The sequence below is a fragment of the Micromonospora sp. CPCC 205546 genome, from assembly GCF_036902715.1.
In the GTDB taxonomy this organism is placed as follows: domain Bacteria; phylum Actinomycetota; class Actinomycetes; order Mycobacteriales; family Micromonosporaceae; genus Micromonospora.
In genome coordinates, this window is sequence record NZ_JBAKHL010000004.1 from 150,259 (window position 1) to 172,338 (window position 22,080).

Consider the following 22,080-nt stretch of genomic DNA (forward strand, 5'->3'; position numbering starts at 1 on the left):
ACCGGGCGCTGGAGCGAGGTGGAATCCCGGTGTCAGCCGCTGCGAAACGCCGATGACCCGCCCGGGCGAACCGGGCGGGTCATCGGTCTGGAGGAGGTGAGGAAGGTTGCGGGCGTCAGCTCATGTGACGCTGGGCGATGGCGAGGATCTCTTCGCGGACCGCGGGCGAGTTGGCGGACCGCAGCGCGTGCTCGATGGCACGGGCGCGGCGGTTGGCGTCGCGGCGGTTACGGATTCGCTCGATCATGCTCACGGGTCTCTCCTCCTGGCTATTCGGTTGTCAGCCCCTTGATGTCTCCATTGAACCCCACGGCAGGCCGGATCGCCATCGATTATTAGGTGAGCTGGGACACGGGCCTAACAATCAAAGGTTGGAGGTCTAGTTGACCTACGTTTACGTCGGCCAACGGAAGCGGCCGGTGTGCCGGGCGTGAACCCGTGCACACCGGCCGTGGCTGGCGTCGGAACCGGTCAGGTCCAGGCGAGCAGCGCCGCCTCCGGATCGGCCAGGAACTCGCCGATGTCGCGCAGGAACTTCGAGCCGAGCTCACCGTCGATGATCCGGTGGTCGAAGGACAGGCCGAGCGTGGTGACCTGACGCGGCCGGACCTTGCCCTTGTGGACCCAGGGCATCTCGCGTACCGCGCCGAAGGCCAGGATCGCCGACTCACCCGGGGGCAGGATCGGCGTACCGGTGTCCACTCCGAACACGCCCACGTTGGTGATCGTCAGCGTGCCGCCGGACATGTCGGCCGGCGAGGTCTTGCCGGCCTTGGCCGTCTGCACCAGGTCGGTCATCGCGTCCGCCAGCTCGCGCAGGGAGAGCCGGCCGGCGTCCTTGATGTTCGGCACGATCAGCCCGCGCTCGGTGGCCGCCGCGATGCCCAGGTTGACGTAGTCCTTGACGACGATCTCGTCGCCGGCCCAGGACGAGTTGACCATCGGGTGACGCCTGACGGCCAGCAGCACCGCCTTCGCCACCAGCAGCAGCGGCGAGACCCGCACGTCGCGCCACTCGCGCCGGTTGCGCAGGCGGTCCAGCGCCTTCATCGCCCGGGTCACGTCGACGGTGAGGAACTCCGTGACGTGCGGCGCGGTGAACGCCGAGCGGGACATGTTCTCGGCGGTGAGCTTGCGTACCCCCTTGACCGGGATGCGCTGCTCGCGGTCCGCGCCGAAGCTCGCGGCGACCGCGGTCGGCGCCGGGACCGCGAGCGGCTCGGCCGCCGCCGTGGCCCCGCTCGCCGCCCGCTGTACGTCCTCGCGGGTGATCGAGCCCAGCGGCCCCGACCCGGTCAGCGTGGCGAGGTCGACGCCGAGGTCCTTGGCGAGCTTGCGTACGGGCGGCTTGGCCAGCACCGGCCCGCCCCCGCCACCCCCGTTGGGTCGATCATGGACCTGTGGTGCCGGGATCGTGGCGGCTGGGGGCGTCTTGTCCCCCACCACGACTGCATGATCGACGGCCCTTGGCGGGGTGGGTGGGGTGTCGGTCCTGCGGGGGCGGCGCTTGGCCGCCGTGGTCCGCGGGCCGTAGCCGACCAGCACGGCGGTACGCCCACCCGGGGCGGGACCGCCGATCAGGCCCGGCTCGACCGCGCCCTCGGCCGGCGCCACCTGAACCGCGGCCAGCGACGCCGCCGACGGGGTGGGCAGGGCGGCGGACGGCGCACCGGTCGTCGACGCCTCGATCGGCCCGGCGCCCGGGTCGGTGTCGATCGCGATGATCGGCGTGCCGACCTCGACCGTGCTCCCCTCCGGGTGGAAGATCGCCTGCACCTGGCCGGCCCACTTCGCCGGGATCTCGACGGCCGCCTTGGCCGTCTCCACCTCGACGATCGGCTGGTTCAGCTCGATGACGTCACCGACCTTGACCAGCCACGCGAGGATCTCACCCTCGGCCAGGCCCTCGCCCAGGTCGGGCAGGTTGAACTCCTTGATCCGCGACATGGCGCTCACCAGCCGAAGGTGCGGTCGACGGCGTCGAGCACCCGGTCGAGATCGGGCAGGTACTCCTCCTCCACCCGGGAAGCCGGGTAGGGGGTGTCGAAGCCGGTCACGCGCAGCACCGGGGACTCCAGGGAGTAGAAGCACTCCTCCGTGATCCGGGCCGCGATCTCCGAGCCCAGGCCCAGGTTGCCCGGGGCCTCGTGCACGACCACGCAGCGGCCGGTGCGCCTCACCGACTCGTACGCGGCGCCCAGGTCCAGCGGGGAGAGCGAGCGCAGGTCGATGACCTCCAGCTCCCGACCGTCCTCGGCGGCGGCGGTCGCCGCGTCCACGCAGGTGCGCACCATCGGCCCGTACGCCAGGACCGTGGCGTCCGTGCCGGGCCGGACGACCCGGGACGAGTGCAGCGGGTACGCACCGGACAGCGGGGCGTCCAGGTCGACCGGGCCCTTCTCCCAGTAGCGCCGCTTCGGCTCCAGGAAGACGATCGGGTCGTCGGAGGCGATGGCCTGCTGGATCATCGTGTACGCGTCCTGCGGGTTGGCGCAGGAGACCACCTTGAGGCCGGCGGTGTGGGCGAAGTACGCCTCCGGCGACTCCGAGTGGTGCTCCACCGCGCCGATGCCGCCACCGAACGGGATCCGGATGACCATCGGGATGCGGACCTTGCCCTGCGAGCGGTAGTGCATCTTCGCCACCTGCGACACGATCTGGTCGTAGGCCGGGTAGACGAAGCCGTCGAACTGGATCTCGCAGACCGGCCGGAAGCCGCGGATGGCCAGGCCGACCGCGGTGCCGATGATGCCGGACTCGGCGAGCGGCGTGTCGATCACCCGCTGGTCGCCGAAGTCCTTCTGGAGGCCGTCGGTGATCCGGAAGACGCCGCCGAGCTTGCCGACGTCCTCACCCATGATGACGACCTTCGGGTCGTTCTCCAGGGCCCTGCGCAGGCCGGTGTTCAGGGCCTTGCCGAGGCTGAGCGTCTCCGTGGCCATCAGTGGGCGCTCCCCTCGAACGACTCCATGTAGCTGGTGAACTGCGCCCGCTGCTCGTCGAGCTCGGGAGACCCGTGCGGGTAGACGTGGTCGAACATCGTCACCGGCTCCGGGTCGGGCATGGCGAGCACCCGCTCGCGCAGGTGCACCGACTCGGTGCGGGCCTGCTCGTCGACGGCGGTGAAGAAGTCCGCGTCGGCGATCTGCTGCTTCTCCAGGAACGCCTTCATCCGGGCGATCGGGTCCTTCGCCTGCCAGGCCTCGACCTCGCTGGCGATCCGGTAGCGGGTCGGGTCGTCGGAGGTGGTGTGCGCGCCCATCCGGTAGGTGTAGGCCTCGATCAGGCTGGGGCCCTGGCCGAGCCGGGCGTTGTCCAGCGCGTGCCGGGTCACCGCGTACGACGCGAGCACGTCGTTGCCGTCGACCCGGACACCGGGGAAGCCGAAGCCGCCCGCCCGCTGGTAGAGCGGCACCCGGGTCTGGCGCTCCAGCGGCTCGGAGATGGCGTACTGGTTGTTCTGGCAGAAGAACACCAGCGGGGCGTTGAAGACGCTGGCCCAGACGAACGCCTCGTTCACGTCGCCCTGGCTGGTGGCGCCGTCGCCGAAGTAGGCGATCACCGCCTCGCCGTCCTCGGTCCCGGTCTTGCCGTCCATGTGGACGCCCATGGCGTAGCCGGTCGCGTGCAGGGTCTGCGCCCCGATCACGATCGTGTACATGTTGAACTTGAACTCGTTCGGGTCCCAGCCGCCCTGGTCGACGCCCCGGAACAGGCCGAGCGGCATGATCGGGTCGATTCCCCGGCAGTAGAGGACGCCGTGCTCCCGGTAGGTCGGGAAGGCCATGTCCTGCGTACGAAGCGCGCGCCCCGAGCCCACCTGCGCGGCCTCCTGGCCCAGCAGGCTGGCCCACAGGCCCAGCTCGCCCTGGCGCTGCAGCGCGGTCGCCTCGGCGTCGAGCTTGCGGACCAGCACGAGGTCGCGGTAGAGCCCGCGGTACTCCTCGTCGGTGAAGTCGACGCGGTACTCCGTCCCGTCCGGGCCGGTCGCGCTCTCGATCCGCTCACCCTCCGGGGTGAGTAACTGCACCAGCTGCGGGTCGCCGGTCGCACCCTTCTTGGACCGGGGTGCGGCCCGTCGGCCGCGACTGGAGACCCCGGGGTCGCCCTTTGCCATCCGTCTCTCCCTGTCTGTCTGCGTCGGCACCGGGGGGTCACCCGGCCGCGCAACTCGTGCGCCTGCCCGGCTGGTGCCGGACGGGTTCCTGGCGGCCGCGCCTAGCCCCGGTGGGGGTTGCCGCGCGGCGTGAGCCGGATTCTGGCCGAACCCGGTTCGGGAGCGCCGGCGCCCAGCCGCGCCTGCCGCGAGGGTGCGCGGAGGTCGTGGCTGCGTTGCCGTCGTGGTCCATATTCGCATCACACGTGAGCGCGCCCACAGTGCGCCTTCCCCGCGTCGTGTCGCCGGCCCGCTTCGTCGCACGGTGCGTCCGGTGTCCGCTGCATCGACGCCCGGCCGATCCGGCGGTGGTTCGTCACCGTTCGGCCACATACGCGTGTCGACACGCTGTGCAGGGTTGGCTTACCCAGCGTCACTGGTCCAGGCTGATTGGCGCGGGATCGTCCGCGTCGGGCGGTTTGCCGCTTCCTCGCGTCCGGGCGGTGTCCCGGGCGCTCGGGTCGGTCCCCGGACCATCCCGTCCGCGCCGAGCCGACGAAAGGGAGTGCGTGGTGCCCGAGCCAGATCGAGATCCCGCCTCTCCCTTCTTCGGCCGGCACCGCGCCGCTGGCGGCTACCGTCGCCTGGTCGGCGCGCACCGGGCTCCCGGCTGGGGCGGGCCGTCCCGGGGCTACCTGTTGACGGTGGCGCTGCTCGCCGGCACCGCGTCCATGCCGATCCTCGCCGCGATCACCACCGGCTCCGCCACCGTCGGCAGCACCGCCCTGCCGGACAGCAGCACGCCGTTCCTCCCGACCCCCTCGATCGGCCCCGTGGTGATCCCGGTGCCGGCGACGGGGCAGCCGCCGGCCCCACCGTCGACGCCGTCCCCCGCCGTGGGGGCCCCGGGCGACCGGTGGACCGTCGCGCCCGTCCCGCGTACGCCGGTCGTCGCGGCGCCGGCCCCGCCGCCGCGGCACCATCCGGCGGCCCGTCCGAAGCCCTCGCCACCGGCCCGACCCGGCGGCCGACCGGTCCCACCGCCGCCCCCGCCGAGCCCGTCTCCCCGGCCGTCGCCCAGTCCGTCGCCGGACCCCCCGCCGAGTCCCGGCCCGAGCCCGACGCCCACGCCGACCGACGAACCGACGTCGGTGGAGCCGACGAGCAGCCACTCGCTGCCGCCGCCCGGGCCCACGGCGACCTCCGCTCCCAGCGCGTCCCCGGCGCCGGACGCCCCGACCACCAGCGCCACCGCCGGTCCGGGGTCGACCGCTGGTCCGGGTCCGACCGCCGGTCCGGGGTCGACCGCCGGCTCCGGTCGGAGCGGCCACGGGGACGGCCGGTCGCGGGTACGGTGACGGTCGACGGCAGGTGATCCCTGGCGGGCCCCGGCCCCGTCGGGGAGCCGGAGGCGGACGGTACGGCCCCGGGCGGCGACCCGGGGGTGGAGCAGAGGCGGGGCGCTGAGCGGATCGGGCGGTGCGGGCGCGGGGCAGCCCCCTCCGGCCGCCGTGCCACGACCCGGCCGCGGCCTGCGGCTCGCCCGGATCGTGACCGAGCTGACCGCGCCCGCGGTGCTGGTCTCGGCGCTGACGCTGGCGGTCGGTTGGCACAGCACCCGGGGCGCCCCGCACGGCCTGGCCTGGGGGCTGCTGGCCACGCTCTTCGTCAGCGGCATCCCGTTCGCGTACATCCTCGGCGGGGTGCGTCGGGGGCGGCTGACGGACCATCACGTGGGGGTCCGCGAGCAGCGTCGGGTCCCGCTGCTGTTCGGGCTCTGCTCGGTCGCCGCCGGGCTGGCTCTGCTCGCGGTTCTCGGCGCGCCGCGCCCGGTGCTGGCCCTGGCCGCCGCCGGGCTGGTCGGCCTGGTGGTCGCCGTGACGGTGAGCCAGCGGTGGAAGATGTCCATCCACTCGGCGGTGGCCGCCGGCACGGTCGTCGTGCTGGTGCTCACGTTCGGCACCGGGTTGCTGGCGACCGCGCCGCTGCTCGGGCTGGTCGGGTGGTCCCGGGTCCGCCTGCGCGACCACACGGTGCCCCAGGTGGTCGCGGGACTCGCCCTGGGCGCCCTGGTCGCCGCCCTGGTCTTCACCCCCCTCCGCTGACAGCCCGCCCAGCCCTCCCCAACCCTTCCTCCCGCCCAGCCCTTCCTCCCACGGACGCGCACCCCTTCCAGCCCCGTCGATCGTGCGGTTGTGGTGCCCGGCGGAAGCCACGAAATGCTGCTTCTCGCCCACCACAACCGCATGATCGACGCGGATGGCGGGTGGATCAGGCGGGGTCGTCCGTCAGGCGGTGGCGGTTGGCCTCGATCCAGGCGTCCAGGGCTGCCGGGTCGTCCGGGTCGACGCCGTCGGCCATGAGCTGCGCGACGGCGGCCGTGGCGGGGCTGCGGCGTTCGCCGGTGCTGTAGAGGCGGGCGAACTCCGGCACCATCTCCTCGATGGCCGTGTCGATCTGCGCCGCCGCCTGCACGGGCAGGCCGCGCTTGCGGGCCGCGTAGCCGGCCCAGGCGCGCAGTACCCGGGGCAGCATCGCGGCGTCGTCCATGTCCAGCACCGCGCGCCGGTGCACCCAGTCCAGCAGGAACAGCCCGGCCACGGTGGGGCTCCACCGCATCGGGTCGGCGTCCGGGAAGCTGGCCGCGTGGTCCAGCAGCAGGCTGAGGCAGAAGTGCAGCGAGGCCAGTTCCGCCCCGTCGATGGTGTCCAGCCCGAACCGGGCCGCCTCCGGCGCGGCGAGGAACCGGCGGACCAGGTCCGTACGCTCGGCGGCGGTGAGCGGCTCGGCGGGCGCGGGGGCCGCCCCGGCCGCCTGGGGCAGCAGCGCCAGCCGGGCGCCGAGCAGGGCGCGATCGGTGGCGAGCGAGCCCTCCCCGGGCAGCTCGGTCAGGCCGTCGGTGATCGCCAGGTGGCGGGTCACCTCGGCGCGCATCCGGGCCGGCTCCTCGTCGCGGAACCAGGTCAGCTCGTCCCCGGAGCACATCTGCCGCACCTGGTCGAGGATCCGGTCGGGCGGTCCGCCGACGAAGACGTCCTTGGTGATGCCGATGTTGTGGTCGAGCAGCGTCACCACGGCGTGCGGCGAACCGCCGGCCGGCTCGTCGTAGGCGAAGGTCGCCAGGTAGGAGGTCTGGTCGCCGTACACGTCGCCGTAGGACCAGCAGCCGGTCAGGTGCACGCGGCCGAGCTGGGCGGACCAGGCGGGGGCGGCGGCACCCGGACGGACCCGGCCGGCTCCCTCCGCCTCGGGCACCAGCGCGGCGAAGACGGAGCGGATGGTGGTCGCCGCGGCCGAGCGGCGGCGGGCGGTGGCGGCCAGGAAGGCGGCCACGAAGTCCCGCACGGCGGCGTCACGTTCGCTCTCGGCGACCGAGTAGACGCTGCCCAGCAGGGCCGCGCCGAGCATCTCCGCGTCGAGGGCGTTGTCCAGCTTGGCCACGTCGCGGGCGGCGTGCAACACCGCGTCGTACGGGGTCTGAGGCGTTCCCATCCACCGACCCTACGCCGCTACCCGCCCCGCGACGGTACGAGCGACCCGGGCGTCCGGCCCGCGTCGCCGCGCCACGCCGCCGACCTGTGGTCGTCGGGGACGGGGATCCCGGCTCAGCGGTCGGCGGCCTCCCGCAGGGCCGTACGGGCCTCGGCGTAGGAGGCGAGCACCGCCCGCACCGGGGTCAGCACGTGCTCCTCGCCGACGGCCGCCACCGCCGCCGTGAGGCGCCGCTCGGCCCGGCGACGTGCCCGGCGGGCCGCCCAGCGGACGATCGGCCTGGTCAGGGCGGCCACCAGCAGCCCGGCGAGCAGGCCGCCCAGGAACAGCAGGGTGGGCAACGGCACCTCGCCGACCATCGGGTGCTTCAGCGCCGGCAGGCCCAGCGCACGCAGCCCGTAGCCGAGCGCCAGCCAGCCCAGCCCGGCCAGCGCGGCCAGGGTCACCAGCCACTGGAGGCCGCCGACGAACCGCCACCAGATCGGGCGCCGGTCCATGCCGAGGTCCGTGCCGGCCACCGCGCGGTCCAGCGCGTCCGGCATGTCGCCGAGGCGGGACCGGGCGGCGGCCGTGACCGCGGCCGGCCAGGAGGCGGGCAGGCCCGTCCCGGCCTGCTCGGCCACCGAGCGGATGGCGAGCCCGAGCGCCGAGCGCTGGGCGGCGGTGGGGTCGGGCACCGAGGTCGCGGCGACGAGGCTCTCCGCCGGTTCGTCGCGACCGGCGGCCGGGCCGGGCAGGTGCAGCCGGCGCAGCGGGTCGGGCCGCAGCCGCCGCCAGCCCCGGACCAGCGGCCAGCCGGTGCTGGCGGCGCCCCGGTGCCGGTACGCCCGCTCGACCGCCTCGGTGACCGCCGGCACCCCGGCGGCGCCGGCCAGCGACCGGTGCAGCGCGGTGACGGCGGCGTCGTCCGGACCTCCGGCCGCCGAGGCATCTCCGACCAGCTCGTCGAGCCCGGACACCACCGTGTCCACGTCGCCCTGCAGGCGCCGCAGCGCGGCCTGCCGCTCGGCCACGGTGCGTTCCAGCGCCTCCCGCAGACCGGCCATGCCCGCCGGGTCCACGGCGGTGGTGGCCAGCAGCGGCACGCCGTCCAGGCCGTCGGTGTCGAGCAGCCGGCGCAGGTCGGCCAGCACCCGGGGCAGCTCGGCCGGCGGCAGCCGGTCGGCCTGGTTGAGCACGACCAGGGTGACGTCGCGGTGCCGGTGGAACTCGCGCAGGTAGCTGGTGTGGATGACGCGGTCGGCGTACTTCTGCGGGTCGACCACCCAGACCACGAGGTCGACCAGGCCGAGCAGCCGGTCCACCTCCAGCCGGTGGGACCGCTGCACCGAGTCGAAGTCGGGCAGGTCGAGCAGGATCAGCCCGCGCAGGGCGGACTCGTCGTCGGCGTCCAGCACGCTCTCCCGGACGAACCGGTGCCGGGGCAGCACGCCGACCCAGTCGAGCAGCCGGTTGCCGCCGTCGAGCGGCCCCCAGACGCAGGCGTGCGTGACACCGGTGGTCGGGCGGCGCACCCCGACCGGCGAGAGTTCCATCCGGGCGAGCGCGTTGAACAGGCTGGACTTGCCGCTGCCGGTCGCGCCGGCGAGGGCCACCACGGTGTGGTCGCGGGAGAGCGACAGCCGGGTGCCGGCCCGCTCGACGAGGGTGTGCGCCGGCACGAGCCGCGCGTCCGGCAGGTGGCCGTCGACGACCGTGAGGAACCGGCGTACGGCGTCGAGGCGGGCGACGAGCGCGTCGGCGTCCACCCGCTGGTCACCGCGGAACGCCTCGCGCATCCGCCCGACGATGTTGGTCATGACCCTCCGTCCCCGGCGCCGGGCAGGCCCGCGACGGGCGCGTCGGCGAGGCCGCTGCGGTTGCGGGCGACCTCCACCCGGTTGGCGGCGCCGCGCAGGGCCTCGGCGGTGCTCGCCGCGGGCCGCGCCTGCGCCGTCCGGTCCAGGTAGCGGGCGGCCTCGTCGTCGAGCAGGGCCCGCACCCGGTCCAGCAGGTCGGCCCGGGCCTTGGCGGCCAGCGTACGCACGGCCTGGTCGCCGAAGATCGCCTGCAGCACGGTCTGTGCGGCGACCGTCGTGCCGGCCCCGGTGGCCACCTCCAGCCCGGTGGGGATGAACGCCGTCGAGGCGAACACCGCGATCATCACGGCGAGCCCGGTGGCGTTCACCGCGTACGCGGCCGTGCGGGCCACGAAGCGGCGGTCGCCGCCCTCGGCGCGGACCAGCTCCAGCACGCCACGTTGCCACTCCCGGACCAGCCGCTCGGCCCGCTCGGGCAGGTCGGCCGAGGGGTGGGCCAGCTCCGGTGCGAGCAGCGCCGCCCCGGCGGGATGGGCCCTCCACCCCGTGTACGCGTTCTCGGCCGCCTCGGCGGCGACGCCCCGCAGCAGGGTCACCAGCTGGGACTCGATCGCGTCGCGCAGCTCGGACGCGGGCGCGGGACGGCCGGTGACCGCCGCCACCACCCGGTCGCGGAACCGCCCGATGCGGGCCTCGAGGGTGCGGAAGAACTCGCCGGTGCCGACGAACTCCTGCCAGCGGGCGAGCACCTCGCCGCGGAGCAGCCGGCCGTCCTTCAGCCCCTGCTCGACGGTCCGGTACGCCCCCCGGTACGCGGCCAGCACCCGCTCGTCGAGCCCGTCGGCGGCGCTGACCTGCTCCTCGGCGGCATCGGCGAGCCCTTCGACCGCCGGGTGCAGCGCGGCGAGCGCGCCGTCCAGGGTCTGCCGGACCACGGCGGCGCGGGCGTCGGCGTCGGCGGCCAGCCGGGCGAACCAGGCGGCGAGCGGCGCGGTGACCCGCTCGGGCAGCAGGCCCTGCCCGTCGACCCAGGTCTCCGGAAGCACGAAGAGCGGGGCCGCTCCCAGCTCCTGCGCGGCGAGCATCTCCGACAGGTGGGCGGCGATCTCGTCGGCGGCCTCCGGGGGCACCCGGTCCAGCACCATGGCGATGACCGCGCCTCGGGCCCGGGCGCTGCGCAGCAGCTCCCACGGAACGGCGTCGGCGTAGCGGGCGGCGGTCGTGACGAAGAGCCAGAGGTCGGCGGCGGCGAGGAGCTGGCCGGCCAGGGCCCGGTTGGCGTCGACGACCGAGTCGATGTCGGGGGCGTCGAGGAAGGCCAACCCGGCCGGCAGCGCCGGGGCGGTGACCAGTTGCAGGGTGCGCGGATCCTCGCTGGGCTCGGAGGTGCGGGTCAGGCCGGGCAGCAGCTCACCCTGCCGGAACCAGCCCGAGTCGGCGGGGTTGCAGACCAGCACCGGGGAGCGGGTCGTCGGGCGGAGCACCCCGGCGGCGCTCACGCGCGCCTGCACCAGGCTGTTGACCAGGGTGGACTTGCCCGCGCCGGTGGACCCGCCGACCACCACGAGCAGTGGGGCGTCGAGCCGGCGCAGCCGGGGCAGCAGGTAGTCGTCGAGCTGGTCGGTGAGGTTGCCGCCGACCTGCCGGGCGGGCTCGGCGGAGGGCAGCGCGAGCGGGAACCGGGCCGCCCCGATCGCGGCGCGCAGGCCGGCCAGTGCGGCGGGCAGGCTGTCGTCCCCGGTGGTGGCGGGCCGGTCCTCCCCGGCGTCCGTGGGGCCGGTGCGGGCTGCGACGGTGGGCGTGCCGGCCGGGATGGCGGGATCGCCGTGCGTCGTCACCGCTAAAGCGTGCCCGACCGACGCAAGGGAAGACAACCGGTCGGTACGAACCTGGGGTTGCGTCGGGTCGACTCAACCTCGACTTGACGATTTCGCGGAGCGTGGCACTATTGAGTCAAGTTCACTCAACTTGTGGTGGGGTCGCTGCGGGCGACGCCGCCGGGCAGTGCGAGGGGCGTCGTCCGTCGCCTGCCCACAACGTGATGAAGCGAGGAAGCGAAGATGGCACGTGCGGTCGGTATCGACCTCGGCACGACGAACTCCTGCGTCAGCGTCCTGGAGGGCGGTGAGCCCACCGTCATCGCCAACGCTGAGGGCTCGCGGACGACCCCGTCGATCGTCGCGTTCGCCCGCAACGGCGAGGTGCTCGTCGGCGAGGTCGCCAAGCGCCAGGCGGTGACCAACCCGGACCGGACGATCCGCTCGGTCAAGCGGGAGATCGGCACCAACTGGACCGTCGACATCGACGGCAAGAAGTACACCCCGCAGGAGATCTCGGCCCGCACGCTGATGAAGCTCAAGCGGGACGCCGAGGCGTACCTGGGCGAGCAGATCACCGACGCGGTGATCACCGTCCCGGCCTACTTCAACGACGGCCAGCGCCAGGCCACCAAGGAAGCGGGCGAGATCGCCGGCTTCAACGTGCTGCGGATCGTGAACGAGCCGACCGCGGCGGCCCTGGCGTACGGGCTGGACAAGGGCTCCAAGGAGCAGACCGTCCTGGTCTTCGACCTCGGCGGCGGCACCTTCGACGTGTCGCTGCTGGAGCTGGCCGAGGGCGTCATCGAGGTCAAGTCGACCAGCGGTGACAACAACCTCGGTGGCGACGACTGGGACCAGCGGATCATCGACCACCTGGTGAAGACCTTCCGTGGCGAGCACGGCATCGACCTGGGCCAGGACAAGATGGCCCTGCAGCGGCTCCGCGAGGCGGCCGAGAAGGCCAAGATCGAGCTGTCCGCCGCCACCACCACCAACATCAACCTGCCGTACATCACCGCCGGCGCGGCCGGACCGCTGCACCTGGACGTCTCGCTCAGCCGGGCCGAGTTCCAGCGGATGACGCAGGACCTGCTGGACCGCTGCAAGGGCCCGTTCGAGCAGGCCGTGAAGGACGCCGGCATCAAGGTCTCCGACGTCGAGCACGTCATCCTGGTCGGCGGCTCGACCCGGATGCCGGCCGTGACCGACCTGGTCAAGCAGCTCACCGGCAAGGAGCCCAACAAGGGCGTCAACCCGGACGAGGTCGTCGCCGTCGGCGCCGCGCTGCAGGCCGGTGTGCTCAAGGGCGAGGTCAAGGACGTCCTGCTGCTCGACGTGACCCCGCTGAGCCTGGGCATCGAGACCAAGGGCGGCATCTTCACCAAGCTGATCGAGCGCAACACCACGATCCCGACCAAGCGCTCCGAGGTCTTCACTACGGCGGACGACAACCAGCCGTCGGTGCTGATCCAGGTCTTCCAGGGCGAGCGGGAGATCGCGGCCTACAACAAGAAGCTCGGCACCTTCGAGCTGACCGGCCTCCCGCCGGCGCCGCGCGGCGTGCCGCAGATCGAGGTCACCTTCGACATCGACGCCAACGGCATCGTCAACGTCCACGCCAAGGACCTTGGCACCGGCAAGGAACAGAAGATGACGATCACCGGCGGCTCCTCGCTGCCGAAGGACGACATCGAGCGGATGCGCCGCGACGCCGAGGAGCACGCCGAGGACGACAAGCGTCGCCGCGAGGAGGCCGAGACCCGCAACCTGGCCGAGGCGCTCCAGTGGCAGACCGAGAAGTTCCTGGCCGAGAGCGGTGACAAGCTGCCGTCGGAGTCCCGTGACCAGATCAACGAGGCCCTCGGCGAGCTGCGCGGCGCGCTCGGCGGCCAGGACCTCGAGAAGATCAAGGCTGCCCACGAGCGACTGGCGCAGGTCTCCCAGCAGGCCGGCTCGCTGCTCTACAGCCAGCAGGGCGAGCAGCCGGGCGAGGCCGGTCCCGGCGCGGCGGGTGCCTCGGGCGCCGGAGCGTCCGGTGGCGCGCAGGCCGGCGGTCCGGCCGGTGGCGCGGACGACGTGGTCGACGCGGAGATCGTGGACGAGGACAAGAAGTGACGGTCCGTCCCGGACACGCAACCACGGCAGAGGGATGAGGTAACCCCATGACGGAGAAGCCACGAGCTGCCGACCCGGGTGCGACCGGGTCGGCGCCGGGTGGCTCCGCGCCCGCCGAGCAGGCCGGCGACGGGCCGCGGGTCGTCATCCGTGACAACCGCAAGATCAGCGAGACGTCCGAGCCGGCCGCCGCCGACGCCGGTACGGACGCCCCCGCCGAGGGCCTGGTCGAGGAGTCCGAGGTCGTCGTCGACGAGATCGAGGTCGAGACGGTCGAGGTGACCGGCCCGCCGGTGGTGGACGCCCCGGCACAGCCGGCCGGCGGCCGTTCGACCGCGCTCGGCGCCGAACTGCAGGCGCTACGCAAGGAGCTCGACGAGCGGACCCGGGACCTGCAGCGGGTGACGGCGGAGTACGCCAACTACCGCAAGCGGGTGGACCGGGACAGGGGTCTGGTCACCGAGCAGGCGACCGGCGCGGTGCTCGCCGCGCTGCTGCCGATCCTCGACGACCTGGACCGGGCCCGGGAGCACGGTGACCTGGTCGGGCCGTTCGGCACCGTGGCGGAACAGCTCGTCACGGCGCTCGGCAAGTTCGGTCTCACCCCGTTCGGCGAGCAGGGCGACCCGTTCGACCCGACCCGGCACGAGGCGGTCGCCCACCAGACCTCGGCCGACGTCACCGAGCCCACCTGCGTACAGGTGATGCGCCGGGGCTACCTGGCCGGTGAGCGGCTGCTGCGGCCCGCGATGGTCGCGGTCGCCGACCCGGAGTAGTGCACGACGACGACCCGACCGTCCCGCCCGCCCGCAGAGGGCGGGCGGGACGGTCGGTCCGCAGCCAGGGAAAGGGGGTGGACCGGTGAGTTCCAAGGACTGGATCGAGAAGGACTTCTACGCCGTGCTGGGCGTGGACAAGGCCGCCTCCGCCGACGACGTCAAGAAGGCGTACCGGAAGGTGGCCCGGGCTTCGCACCCGGACCACAACCCCGGCGACCCGAAGGCCGAGGAGCGGTTCAAGGCGGCCTCCGAGGCGTACGCCGTGCTCGGCGACGACGCCAAGCGGCGGGAGTACGACGAGCTGCGGTCGCTGTTCGGCTCGGGAGCGTTCCGGCGTGGAGCCGGAGGCCCCGGCCAGCCCGGCGGGGGCGCGCCGTTCGACGTCTCCGACCTGTTCGGGGGCGCCACCGGTGGGGGCGGTGACCGTCGCTTCGGCGGGGCCGGCTTCCAGGACCTGTTCAGCTCGATCTTCTCCGGCGGCGCCGGTGGTCCCGCCGGCCCGACGGCCCGCGGTCCGGCCCGGGGGCGTGACGTCGAGGCCGAGGTGGCCCTCGACTTCGGCGACGCCGTACGCGGGGTGACCCTTCCGCTGACGCTGCGCGCACCGGGCGTCTGCGACACCTGCCACGGTGACGGGGCCAAGCCCGGCACCTCGCCGCGCACCTGCCCGGTGTGCCACGGGGCCGGGGTGACCAACCGCAACCAGGGATCGTTCAGCTTCTCCGAACCGTGCCGCAACTGTCAGGGCGTGGGCACGGTCGTGGACGAGAAGTGCCCCGAGTGCCAGGGCACCGGCGGGGTCACCAAGACCCGCACGCTCAACGTCCGCTTCCCGGCCGGGGTGGCGGACGGCCAGAAGATCCGGCTGACCGGGCGGGGCGAGCCCGGCGCGCGGGGCGGCCCGGCGGGCGACCTCTTCGTGCACGTGAAGGTGCGGCCGGACGAACTGTTCGGGCGTACCGGCGACGACCTCACACTGACGGTGCCGATCACCTTCGCGGAGGCCGTGCTCGGCACGGACCTGCGGGTGCCCACCCTCGACGGCGCGGTGACCCTGCGGGTGCCGCCCGGCACGCCCGGCGGCCGGATCCTGCGGGCCCGGGGCAAGGGGGTTCTCCGTCGGGACGGCCAGGCGGGCGACCTGCTGGTGACGCTCGACGTGGTGGTGCCCGCGAAGGTGTCCGACGAGGCGCGGGCGGCGTTGGAGAGCTTCGCCGCGCAGACCCCGCCGGCCGCCCGGGAACATCTCGAGGCGCGGGTACGTCGATTCAGTTGACCCGGTGTTCAGTCGGCTCGGTGGAGTGCACGCGGAGGTGAGCGGGATGTCGGACGAGTTCGTCGGCTCGGGTGAACCTGCCTACGAGGCCAAGGTGCTGATGATCTCGGTGGCGGCGCGGATGGCGGGGATGCACCCGCAGACCCTGCGCCAGTACGACAGGCTGGGCCTGGTCCAGCCGGGACGGGCCGCCGGCGGCGGGCGCCGCTACAGCGTCCGCGACGTGGTGCTGCTGCGCGAGGTGCAGCGGCTCAGCCAGGACGACGGGATCAACCTGGCGGGGGTCAAGCGGATCATCGGGCTGGAGCGGCTGCTGGAGCAGGCGCAGCAGCGGGTGGCCCGGATGGAGGCGGAACTGGACGCCGCGTACCGCCGGATCGCCGAACTGGAGGCGCTGGCCCGCTTCCCGGGCAGCGAGCTGGTCCCGACCAACCGCACCTCCACCGCGCTGGTGGTCTGGCGTCCCCGCCGGGGCCCCGAACGCTGACGACACCCTGACCGCGCCCGGCCGCCCTCGCGCGGCCGGGCGCGGTCGTCTGCGCCGTCTGCGCCTGGCCGCCCCGGCGCCCCGGTCCCTCGACGCCCGGCGGGCCGGCGCCGCCGGTGGCCCTGCCGCCGCGCGGGCCGTCGCCCCCTCCAGCGCCGCCTGTCGTCGCGCGGCCTGTCGCCCCCGGGGCGCCGCCTGCCGTCGCCACCGCGCAGGTCGTCGCCGAGATCAAGGAGCGGGGCATCGACGGCTGCGCGGACCGTCGCGGCGGTCGAGCCCCGACCGCCGGTGGAACACCACGGGTGCCATCCGCCGGTGGTGGCAACCATGGTGTTCCACCGAAGCGCGATCGGCGGTTCGCCCGCGGGGTGGCGTGCGATCGGCTAACCTGCGAATCAGGTCCAACCAGCTCAATCCGGACTCCGATGGCGGGGGGAGCCATGACGGAAGCGGCGAGAAGGGTTGTCCAGCAGACCGAGGAACGGCTCGAAGAGGTGGCGAAGAACGTCCGGGAGAAGTTCGACCGGGTCACCGAGGGCCGCTTGACCGACAAGAACCAGAACGCGTCCGCCGAGAGGGCCGACCACGGGACCGACCGGGGACCCGACGAGGCGAGACGCCGCGGGCAGGGCGGATCGGGACACTGACGATGCGCCGGCGTGCGGGCCGGGACCCACGGGGGGTCCCGGCCCGCACGCCGTCCGTCCGTCCGTGCGGGCCGGGACGCCGGTGGTCGCGGGCGGGGGTCCTGGCCGCGCGTCGTCCGTGCGTGCGTGTGCGGGCCGGGACGCCGGTGGTCGCGGGCGGGGGTCCTGGCCGCGCGTCGTCCGTGCGTCCGTGCGTGCGTGTGCGGGCCGGGACGCCGGTGGTCGCGGGCGGGGGTCCCGGCCCGCACGCCGTCCGTCCGACCGCTCGTCGTCCTTGGTCAGGCGATGCGGCGGTTCTCCCGGACGAGGCCGCCCTCGCACCAGTCCCGGTAGACGAAGAGTTCCGGGCGGGCCAGCAGCGCCCGGCTGTTGTACGCCCAGGTGCGCATCAGGTCGTCGCCGTTGCGCTCGGCCTGCTCCACCAGCTTGCGGAAGCGACGCTTCGGGTGGGCGCGGAAGTTCGTCCGGATGCCGTCGGCGGCGTAGATGTAGAGGCAGTGCAGCGCGAACCGGCGTGCCGGGCAGGCCGGGTCCATCGCCAGGTCGAAGAGCACCGCCACCAGGCGGTCGCCGGAGACCAGCAGGTCCCAGTCCGGAGGCATCGAGGTCAGGGGTACGGAGTCCGGCTGGTAGGCCCACGCGCGCAGCTCGGCGGGGGTCGGGTCGACGGGGTTGGCGAAGCCGTGGAACGTCGACTCCTGCACGCTCACCGGCCAACCTTCCGCTCTCGTCCGCAGGGGGCGTCGGCCACCCACGAGCTCTGGCTGCTGGGGCGAAACGGTAACCCGGGGCGCTGACCGGCGGTAGACCCCGTGGGGCGCAATTCGAGATCCGTTGGCCGAGGGCCGACCCGACCGTACGGTCGATCCGGCCCTCGGCCGACTCCGGTCAGTCCGACACGGTTGCCGGTCGGGCCCGCTGGGCCGCGCCACGCTGCCGCAGCCAGCGCTTGAACCACGCGAAGTCGGGCAGCCGCGCCAGCATCGGCCCGGTCACCACGGTGATCAGCACGTACGCCGTCGCGAGCGCCGCCAGTTTCGGCTCGACGCTGCCGGCCGCCACCGCGAGGCCCGCGATGACGATGGAGAACTCGCCCCGTGGCACGAGGCCCAGGCCGGCACGCCACCGACCGGGCTCGGCGATGCCGACCCGACGGGCCGCCAGGTAGCCGGTGAGGGTCTTCGTCGCCATGGTGACGATGGCCAGCGCGAGCGCGGGGAGCAGCACCGGGGGGATGTCCCGAGGGTCGGTGACCAGGCCGAAGAAGACGAAGAAGACCGCCGCGAAGAGATCCCGCAGCGGCGTCAACAGCTCCGTGGCGTGGTGCGCGACCGGCCCGGAGAGCGCGATGCCCACCAGGAACGCCCCGACCGCCGCCGACACCTGGAGCTTCGCCGCGATGCCGGCGACCAGCAGGGTCATCCCGAGTACGCCGAGCAGCAGCGCCTCCGGGTCCTTCGCCGACATGGCGGTGGAGATCAGGTTGCCGTACCGGATGGCGACCACCAGCACCAGCATCACGGTGCCGACCGCCACGCCGAGCGCGATCCCGCCGCCGAGCAGGCCGCTGCCGGCGAGCACGGCCGTCACCAGGGGCAGGTAGAACGCCATGGCCAGGTCCTCGATCACCAGGACCGAGAGGATCACCGGTGTCTCCCGGTTACCGAGGCGGCCGAGGTCTGCGAGGACCTTGGCGATCACGCCCGAAGAGGAGACCCAGGTGATGCCGGCCAGCACCAGGGCGGCGACCCAGTCCCAGCCGAGCAGCAACGCGAAGGCCGCTCCCGGCAGCGCGTTGAGCACCCCGTCGATCAGCCCGGCGGGGGCCGCGGCGCGCAGGTTGCCGACCAGCTCGTTGGCCGAGTATTCCAGGCCGAGCATCACCAGCAGCAGGATCACGCCGATCTCGGCGCCGACCGCGAAGAACTCCTCGCTGGCGGCGAGGGGGAGCAGGCCGCCGTGCCCGAACGCGAGCCCGGCGAGCAGGTAGAGGGGGATTGGCGAGAGGCCGATCCGGCGGCTCAGCCGACCGAGGAGGCCGAGCAGGAACAGCAGCGCGCCGACTTCGACGAGCAGGGTCGTGGTCTCGTGCATCCGCGCCTCAGCCGTCCGGGTCACTGTCGGCGAGGATGGCTGTCACTCCGTCGAGGCCCCTGCGGGTCCCGACCACGACCACCACGTCACCGGCCGCGAAGCGGAAGGACGGATCCGGCGAGGCGATCACCTCGCCGTGGCGCAGCACCGCGACGATCGAGGCGCTCGTGCGGGATCGTGCCTGGGTGTCGCCGAGCTTCCGGTTGACGTACTTGGACCCGGCCGGAATGGCGATCTGCTCGGTGAGCAGCCCGGCGGCCTGGTCGCGCAGCCCGGAGAGCTGGCCGAGCATCAGGGACGCACCGAGGATGTCGGCGAGGGCCTCCGCCTCGTCGTCGGTCAGCGGTATGTCGTGCTGACATGAGTCGGGATCGTCCGGGTCGTACAGGACGAGGTCACGGCGGCCATTGCGGTGGGAGACGACGCCGAGGCGGCGGCCGGATTCCGTCAGCAGATCGTGACGGACCCCGATGCCAGGCAGGGCGGTCTGTTCGACACGTACGCGCACGGCCGTCAGGCTACTCCCCGCCGTCACCTGCGGATCTGGCCGATGGGTCCGCTCCGCTGCGTCACCTGCCCGCGCTTCTGCGCCACGAACGCGTCGATGCCTCGGGCGTGGCGATCATCCGTGGGCGCGCATTCGCCGGGGAGTGCCTGGGCGCCGGCACCCGGCGCGGGTGGCGCGGGGCCTCCGCAGCGGAGTCCGACCGCAGGCTCGGGAAGGTGTGATCCAGCTCACGTGACCAGGGTTGAGCGGAATAGGCTCAACTCTGGTTGTGTCCTTTCCAGTGGACACGCCGATCCGGGGGAGCCCATGAACACGGAACGTCTCACCACCAAGAGCCGCGAGGCCATCACCGGTGCCGTCGCGCTGGCGAACCAGCGCGGCCACGCCACCGTGGAGCCCTGGCACCTGCTGCTGTCTCTGCTGAACACCGACGGTTCGACCGCCGCCGGCCTGCTGCGCGCCGTCGGGGCCGACCCCGGCGAGTTGCGTCGGGTCGCCCAGCGTGCGGTCGACGGCCTGCCCGCCGCGCGGGGCTCCAGCCTCGCCGAACCGAGCCTGGCCCGGGAGTTCGTCAACGCCATCGGGGCCGCCGAGCAGATCGCCCGGCCGCTCGGCGACGAGTACACCTCCACCGAACACCTGCTCGCCGGCCTCGCCCGGGTCGGCGGCGCGGTGACGAACGCGCTGAAGTCGGCCGGTGCCACCGAGGAGACGCTGGTCGCCGCCTTCCCGTCGGTGCGCGGCGGGGACCGACGGGTCACCAGCGCCGATCCCGAGCAGACCTACCAGGCCCTGGCCAAGTACGGCGTCGACCTGACCGCCAGCGCCCGCGACGGGAAGATCGACCCGGTCATCGGCCGGGACTCGGAGATCCGCCGGGTGATCCAGGTGCTGTCCCGGCGTACCAAGAACAACCCGGTGCTCATCGGTGAGCCGGGCGTCGGCAAGACCGCCATCGTGGAGGGTCTGGCCCAGCGGATCGTCGCCGGCGACGTGCCGGAGTCGCTGCGCGACAAGAAGCTCGTCTCGCTCGACCTCGGCGCGATGGTCGCCGGCGCCTCCTACCGGGGCCAGTTCGAGGAGCGGCTGAAGTCCGTCCTGGAGGAGATCAAGAACTCCGACGGGCAGGTCATCACCTTCCTCGACGAGCTGCACACCGTCGTCGGCGCGGGCAAGGGCGAGGGCTCGATGGACGCCGGCAACATGCTCAAGCCGATGCTGGCCCGCGGTGAGCTGCGGATGGTCGGCGCGACCACGCTGGACGAGTACCGCGAGCACATCGAGAAGGACCCGGCGCTGGAACGGCGCTTCCAGCCGGTGCTGGTCGGCGAGCCGACCATCGAGGACACCATCGGCATCCTGCGGGGGCTGAAGGAGCGCTACGAGGTGCACCACGGCGTACGGATCACCGACGCCGCCCTGGTCGCCGCCGCCTCGCTGTCGGACCGCTACATCACCGACCGGTTCCTGCCGGACAAGGCCATCGACCTGGTCGACGAGTCCGCGTCCCGGCTCCGGATGGAGATCGACTCCCGGCCGGTCGAGGTGGACGAGATCGAGCGGGCGGTGCGCCGGCTCGAGATCGAGGAGATGGCGCTGGCCAAGGAGCCGGATGCCGCCTCCGCCGAGCGGCTGGAGCGGCTGCGCAAGGAGCTGGCCGACAAGCGCGAGCAGCTCACCGTCCTGTCGGAGCGCTGGCAACTGGAGAAGAGCCACATCACCAAGCTCTCCACCGCGAAGGAGGAGCTGGAGCGGCTCGGCGGCGAGGCGGAGCGGGCCGAGCGCGACGGCGAGCTGGAGCGGGCCGCGGAGCTGCGCTACGGCCGGATCCCCGCCCTCAAGGCCGAGCTGAAGCAGGCCGAGGAGGAGCTGGCCCGGCTGCAGGCCGAGGGCGCCATGCTCAAGGAGGAGGTCGGCGCGGACGACATCGCCGCCGTGGTCGCCTCCTGGACCGGCATTCCCGCCGGCCGGCTGCTGGAGGGCGAGACCGCCAAGCTGCTGCGGATGGAGGAGTCGCTCGGCGCCCGGGTGGTGGGCCAGGCCGAGGCGGTCGGCTCGGTCTCGGACGCGGTGCGCCGCGCCCGCGCGGGCGTGGCCGACCCCGACCGTCCGACCGGCAGCTTCCTGTTTCTCGGCCCGACCGGCGTCGGCAAGACCGAGCTGGCCAAGGCGCTCGCCGAGTTCCTCTTCGACGACGAGCGGGCCATGGTCCGCATCGACATGAGCGAGTACGGCGAGAAGCACTCCGTCGCCCGGCTCGTCGGCGCCCCACCCGGGTACGTCGGCTACGAGGAGGGCGGCCAGCTCACCGAGGCGGTGCGCCGCCGGCCGTACTCGGTGATCCTGCTCGACGAGGTCGAGAAGGCCCACCCGGACGTCTTCGACATCCTGCTCCAGGTGCTCGACGACGGCCGGCTAACCGACGGGCAGGGCCGTACGGTGGACTTTCGCAACGCCATCCTGATCCTCACCTCCAACCTGGGCTCGTCGGTCATCGGCGACCTGACGCTGGCCGAGGAGCAGCGCCGGGAGGGCGTCCTAGCGGTGGTCCGCTCGCACTTCAAGCCGGAGTTCCTCAACCGTCTCGACGACATCGTGGTCTTCGCCGCGCTGCGCGGGGACGACCTGCGGGCCATCGTCGACATCCAGCTCGACCGGATGCGCAGGCGCCTCGCCGACCGTCGCCTCGGCCTGGAGATCACCGAACCGGCCCGGGTCTGGCTGGCCGAGCACGGCTACGACCCGATCTACGGCGCCCGCCCGCTGCGTCGCCTGGTCCAGACGGCGATCGGCGACCAGCTCGCCAAGGCGCTCCTGTCGGGTCAGATCCGCGACGGCGACACCGTCAGGGTCGACATGGCGGACACCAAGGACGCCCTGAGGGTCTCGGCGGCCTGACCGCCCCGCCTGCGCCCGGCCGGCCCCGCCGGCCCGGCCCGGCCCGCGTCGATCAAGAGGTTTGCGTAC

Annotated in this window: 18 protein-coding genes; 7 read left to right on the forward strand and 11 right to left on the reverse strand. The window is 73.6% G+C overall.

Annotated elements, in window-relative coordinates; translation table 11 throughout:
• Positions 1 to 115: 115 nt before the first annotated feature.
• The 5 genes from V6U77_RS02745 to V6U77_RS02765 all read right to left on the reverse strand — a co-directional run bounded on the left by V6U77_RS02745 (position 116) and on the right by V6U77_RS02765 (position 5,348).
• On the reverse strand, positions 116 to 253 hold the full coding sequence (locus V6U77_RS02745) for a hypothetical protein (protein WP_165947779.1): 138 nt from the start codon (positions 251 to 253) through the stop codon (positions 116 to 118).
• A gap of 218 nt (positions 254 to 471) precedes the next feature.
• Complete coding sequence (locus V6U77_RS02750; RefSeq protein ID WP_334604735.1) at positions 472 to 1,947, reverse strand: dihydrolipoamide acetyltransferase family protein; 1,476 nt, start codon at positions 1,945 to 1,947, stop codon at positions 472 to 474.
• Between the two features lie 5 nt (positions 1,948 to 1,952).
• On the reverse strand, positions 1,953 to 2,942 hold the full coding sequence (locus tag V6U77_RS02755) for an alpha-ketoacid dehydrogenase subunit beta (RefSeq protein ID WP_334604521.1): 990 nt from the start codon (positions 2,940 to 2,942) through the stop codon (positions 1,953 to 1,955).
• Complete coding sequence (gene pdhA, locus V6U77_RS02760; RefSeq protein ID WP_334604522.1) at positions 2,942 to 4,117, reverse strand: pyruvate dehydrogenase (acetyl-transferring) E1 component subunit alpha; 1,176 nt, start codon at positions 4,115 to 4,117, stop codon at positions 2,942 to 2,944. Before pdhA ends, V6U77_RS02755 begins: the two co-directional genes overlap by 1 nt.
• A gap of 670 nt (positions 4,118 to 4,787) precedes the next feature.
• Complete coding sequence (locus tag V6U77_RS02765) at positions 4,788 to 5,348, reverse strand: hypothetical protein (protein WP_334604523.1); 561 nt, start codon at positions 5,346 to 5,348, stop codon at positions 4,788 to 4,790.
• 259 nt (positions 5,349 to 5,607) lie between these two features.
• Here V6U77_RS02765 and V6U77_RS02770 point away from each other — a divergent pair, with 259 nt between their 5' ends.
• Positions 5,608 to 6,201 (forward strand): phosphatase PAP2 family protein, encoded by a 594-nt coding sequence (locus V6U77_RS02770; RefSeq protein WP_334604524.1) that lies wholly within the window; start codon positions 5,608 to 5,610, stop codon positions 6,199 to 6,201.
• 166 nt (positions 6,202 to 6,367) lie between these two features.
• Here V6U77_RS02770 and V6U77_RS02775 read toward each other — a convergent pair whose 3' ends face one another.
• From V6U77_RS02775 to V6U77_RS02785, 3 genes are all read right to left on the reverse strand, one after another.
• A complete protein-coding gene (locus V6U77_RS02775; RefSeq protein WP_334604525.1) occupies positions 6,368 to 7,588 on the reverse strand; it encodes a hypothetical protein in 1,221 nt (406 codons plus the stop codon).
• A gap of 113 nt (positions 7,589 to 7,701) precedes the next feature.
• Positions 7,702 to 9,387 (reverse strand): GTPase, encoded by a 1,686-nt coding sequence (locus V6U77_RS02780; protein WP_334604526.1) that lies wholly within the window; start codon positions 9,385 to 9,387, stop codon positions 7,702 to 7,704.
• On the reverse strand, positions 9,384 to 11,225 hold the full coding sequence (locus V6U77_RS02785) for a GTPase domain-containing protein (RefSeq protein ID WP_334604527.1): 1,842 nt from the start codon (positions 11,223 to 11,225) through the stop codon (positions 9,384 to 9,386). Before V6U77_RS02785 ends, V6U77_RS02780 begins: the two co-directional genes overlap by 4 nt.
• Positions 11,226 to 11,447: 222 nt before the next feature.
• Here V6U77_RS02785 and dnaK point away from each other — a divergent pair, with 222 nt between their 5' ends.
• The 5 genes from dnaK (at position 11,448) to V6U77_RS02810 (ending at position 16,511) form a co-directional block, all read left to right on the forward strand.
• Positions 11,448 to 13,322, forward strand: coding sequence for a molecular chaperone DnaK (gene dnaK / locus V6U77_RS02790; protein ID WP_334604529.1), 1,875 nt, complete (start codon positions 11,448 to 11,450; stop codon positions 13,320 to 13,322).
• A 47-nt stretch (positions 13,323 to 13,369) separates the two neighbouring features.
• Entirely contained in the window at positions 13,370 to 14,098 is a 729-nt protein-coding gene (locus V6U77_RS02795) for a nucleotide exchange factor GrpE (protein WP_334604530.1), read from the forward strand.
• An 85-nt stretch (positions 14,099 to 14,183) separates the two neighbouring features.
• A complete protein-coding gene (gene dnaJ, locus V6U77_RS02800) occupies positions 14,184 to 15,377 on the forward strand; it encodes a molecular chaperone DnaJ (protein WP_334604532.1) in 1,194 nt (397 codons plus the stop codon).
• Positions 15,378 to 15,423: 46 nt separating this feature from the next.
• Positions 15,424 to 15,864: a heat shock protein transcriptional repressor HspR gene (locus V6U77_RS02805; RefSeq protein ID WP_334604533.1), complete on the forward strand. Its 441-nt coding sequence runs from the start codon at positions 15,424 to 15,426 to the stop codon at positions 15,862 to 15,864.
• 440 nt (positions 15,865 to 16,304) lie between these two features.
• Positions 16,305 to 16,511, forward strand: coding sequence for a hypothetical protein (locus V6U77_RS02810; RefSeq protein ID WP_334604534.1), 207 nt, complete (start codon positions 16,305 to 16,307; stop codon positions 16,509 to 16,511).
• A 278-nt stretch (positions 16,512 to 16,789) separates the two neighbouring features.
• On the opposite strand, the gene V6U77_RS02815 is transcribed toward V6U77_RS02810, so the two are convergent.
• From V6U77_RS02815 to V6U77_RS02825, 3 genes are all read right to left on the reverse strand, one after another.
• Positions 16,790 to 17,221, reverse strand: coding sequence for a hypothetical protein (locus V6U77_RS02815; protein WP_334604535.1), 432 nt, complete (start codon positions 17,219 to 17,221; stop codon positions 16,790 to 16,792).
• A gap of 178 nt (positions 17,222 to 17,399) precedes the next feature.
• Positions 17,400 to 18,605 carry a cation:proton antiporter gene (locus tag V6U77_RS02820; RefSeq protein WP_334604737.1) on the reverse strand — a complete coding sequence of 402 codons (1,206 nt, stop codon included), beginning with the start codon at positions 18,603 to 18,605 and terminating at the stop codon, positions 17,400 to 17,402.
• A 7-nt stretch (positions 18,606 to 18,612) separates the two neighbouring features.
• Positions 18,613 to 19,113, reverse strand: coding sequence for a cation:proton antiporter regulatory subunit (locus V6U77_RS02825; protein WP_101413558.1), 501 nt, complete (start codon positions 19,111 to 19,113; stop codon positions 18,613 to 18,615).
• Positions 19,114 to 19,419: 306 nt separating this feature from the next.
• Between V6U77_RS02825 and clpB the strand changes: the two genes are divergently transcribed.
• The gene (gene clpB / locus V6U77_RS02830; protein ID WP_334604538.1) at positions 19,420 to 22,011 is read left to right on the forward strand and encodes an ATP-dependent chaperone ClpB; all 2,592 of its coding nucleotides are present in this window, start codon (positions 19,420 to 19,422) and stop codon (positions 22,009 to 22,011) included.
• Positions 22,012 to 22,080: the final 69 nt, after the last annotated feature.

Bases quoted from the DNA above. Each gene is read 5' to 3' on its own strand.
- V6U77_RS02750 (WP_334604735.1), bottom strand. From the start codon at position 1,947: ATGTCGCGGATCAAGGAGTTCAACCTGCCCGACCTGGGCGAGGGCCTG.
- V6U77_RS02755 (WP_334604521.1), bottom strand. From the start codon at position 2,942: ATGGCCACGGAGACGCTCAGCCTCGGCAAGGCCCTGAACACCGGCCTG.
- pdhA (WP_334604522.1), bottom strand. From the start codon at position 4,117: ATGGCAAAGGGCGACCCCGGGGTCTCCAGTCGCGGCCGACGGGCCGCA.
- V6U77_RS02775 (WP_334604525.1), bottom strand. From the start codon at position 7,588: ATGGGAACGCCTCAGACCCCGTACGACGCGGTGTTGCACGCCGCCCGC.
- V6U77_RS02780 (WP_334604526.1), bottom strand. From the start codon at position 9,387: ATGACCAACATCGTCGGGCGGATGCGCGAGGCGTTCCGCGGTGACCAG.
- dnaK (WP_334604529.1), top strand. From the start codon at position 11,448: ATGGCACGTGCGGTCGGTATCGACCTCGGCACGACGAACTCCTGCGTC.
- V6U77_RS02795 (WP_334604530.1), top strand. From the start codon at position 13,370: ATGACGGAGAAGCCACGAGCTGCCGACCCGGGTGCGACCGGGTCGGCG.
- V6U77_RS02805 (WP_334604533.1), top strand. From the start codon at position 15,424: ATGTCGGACGAGTTCGTCGGCTCGGGTGAACCTGCCTACGAGGCCAAG.
- V6U77_RS02810 (WP_334604534.1), top strand. From the start codon at position 16,305: ATGACGGAAGCGGCGAGAAGGGTTGTCCAGCAGACCGAGGAACGGCTC.
- V6U77_RS02820 (WP_334604737.1), bottom strand. From the start codon at position 18,605: ATGCACGAGACCACGACCCTGCTCGTCGAAGTCGGCGCGCTGCTGTTC.
- clpB (WP_334604538.1), top strand. From the start codon at position 19,420: ATGAACACGGAACGTCTCACCACCAAGAGCCGCGAGGCCATCACCGGT.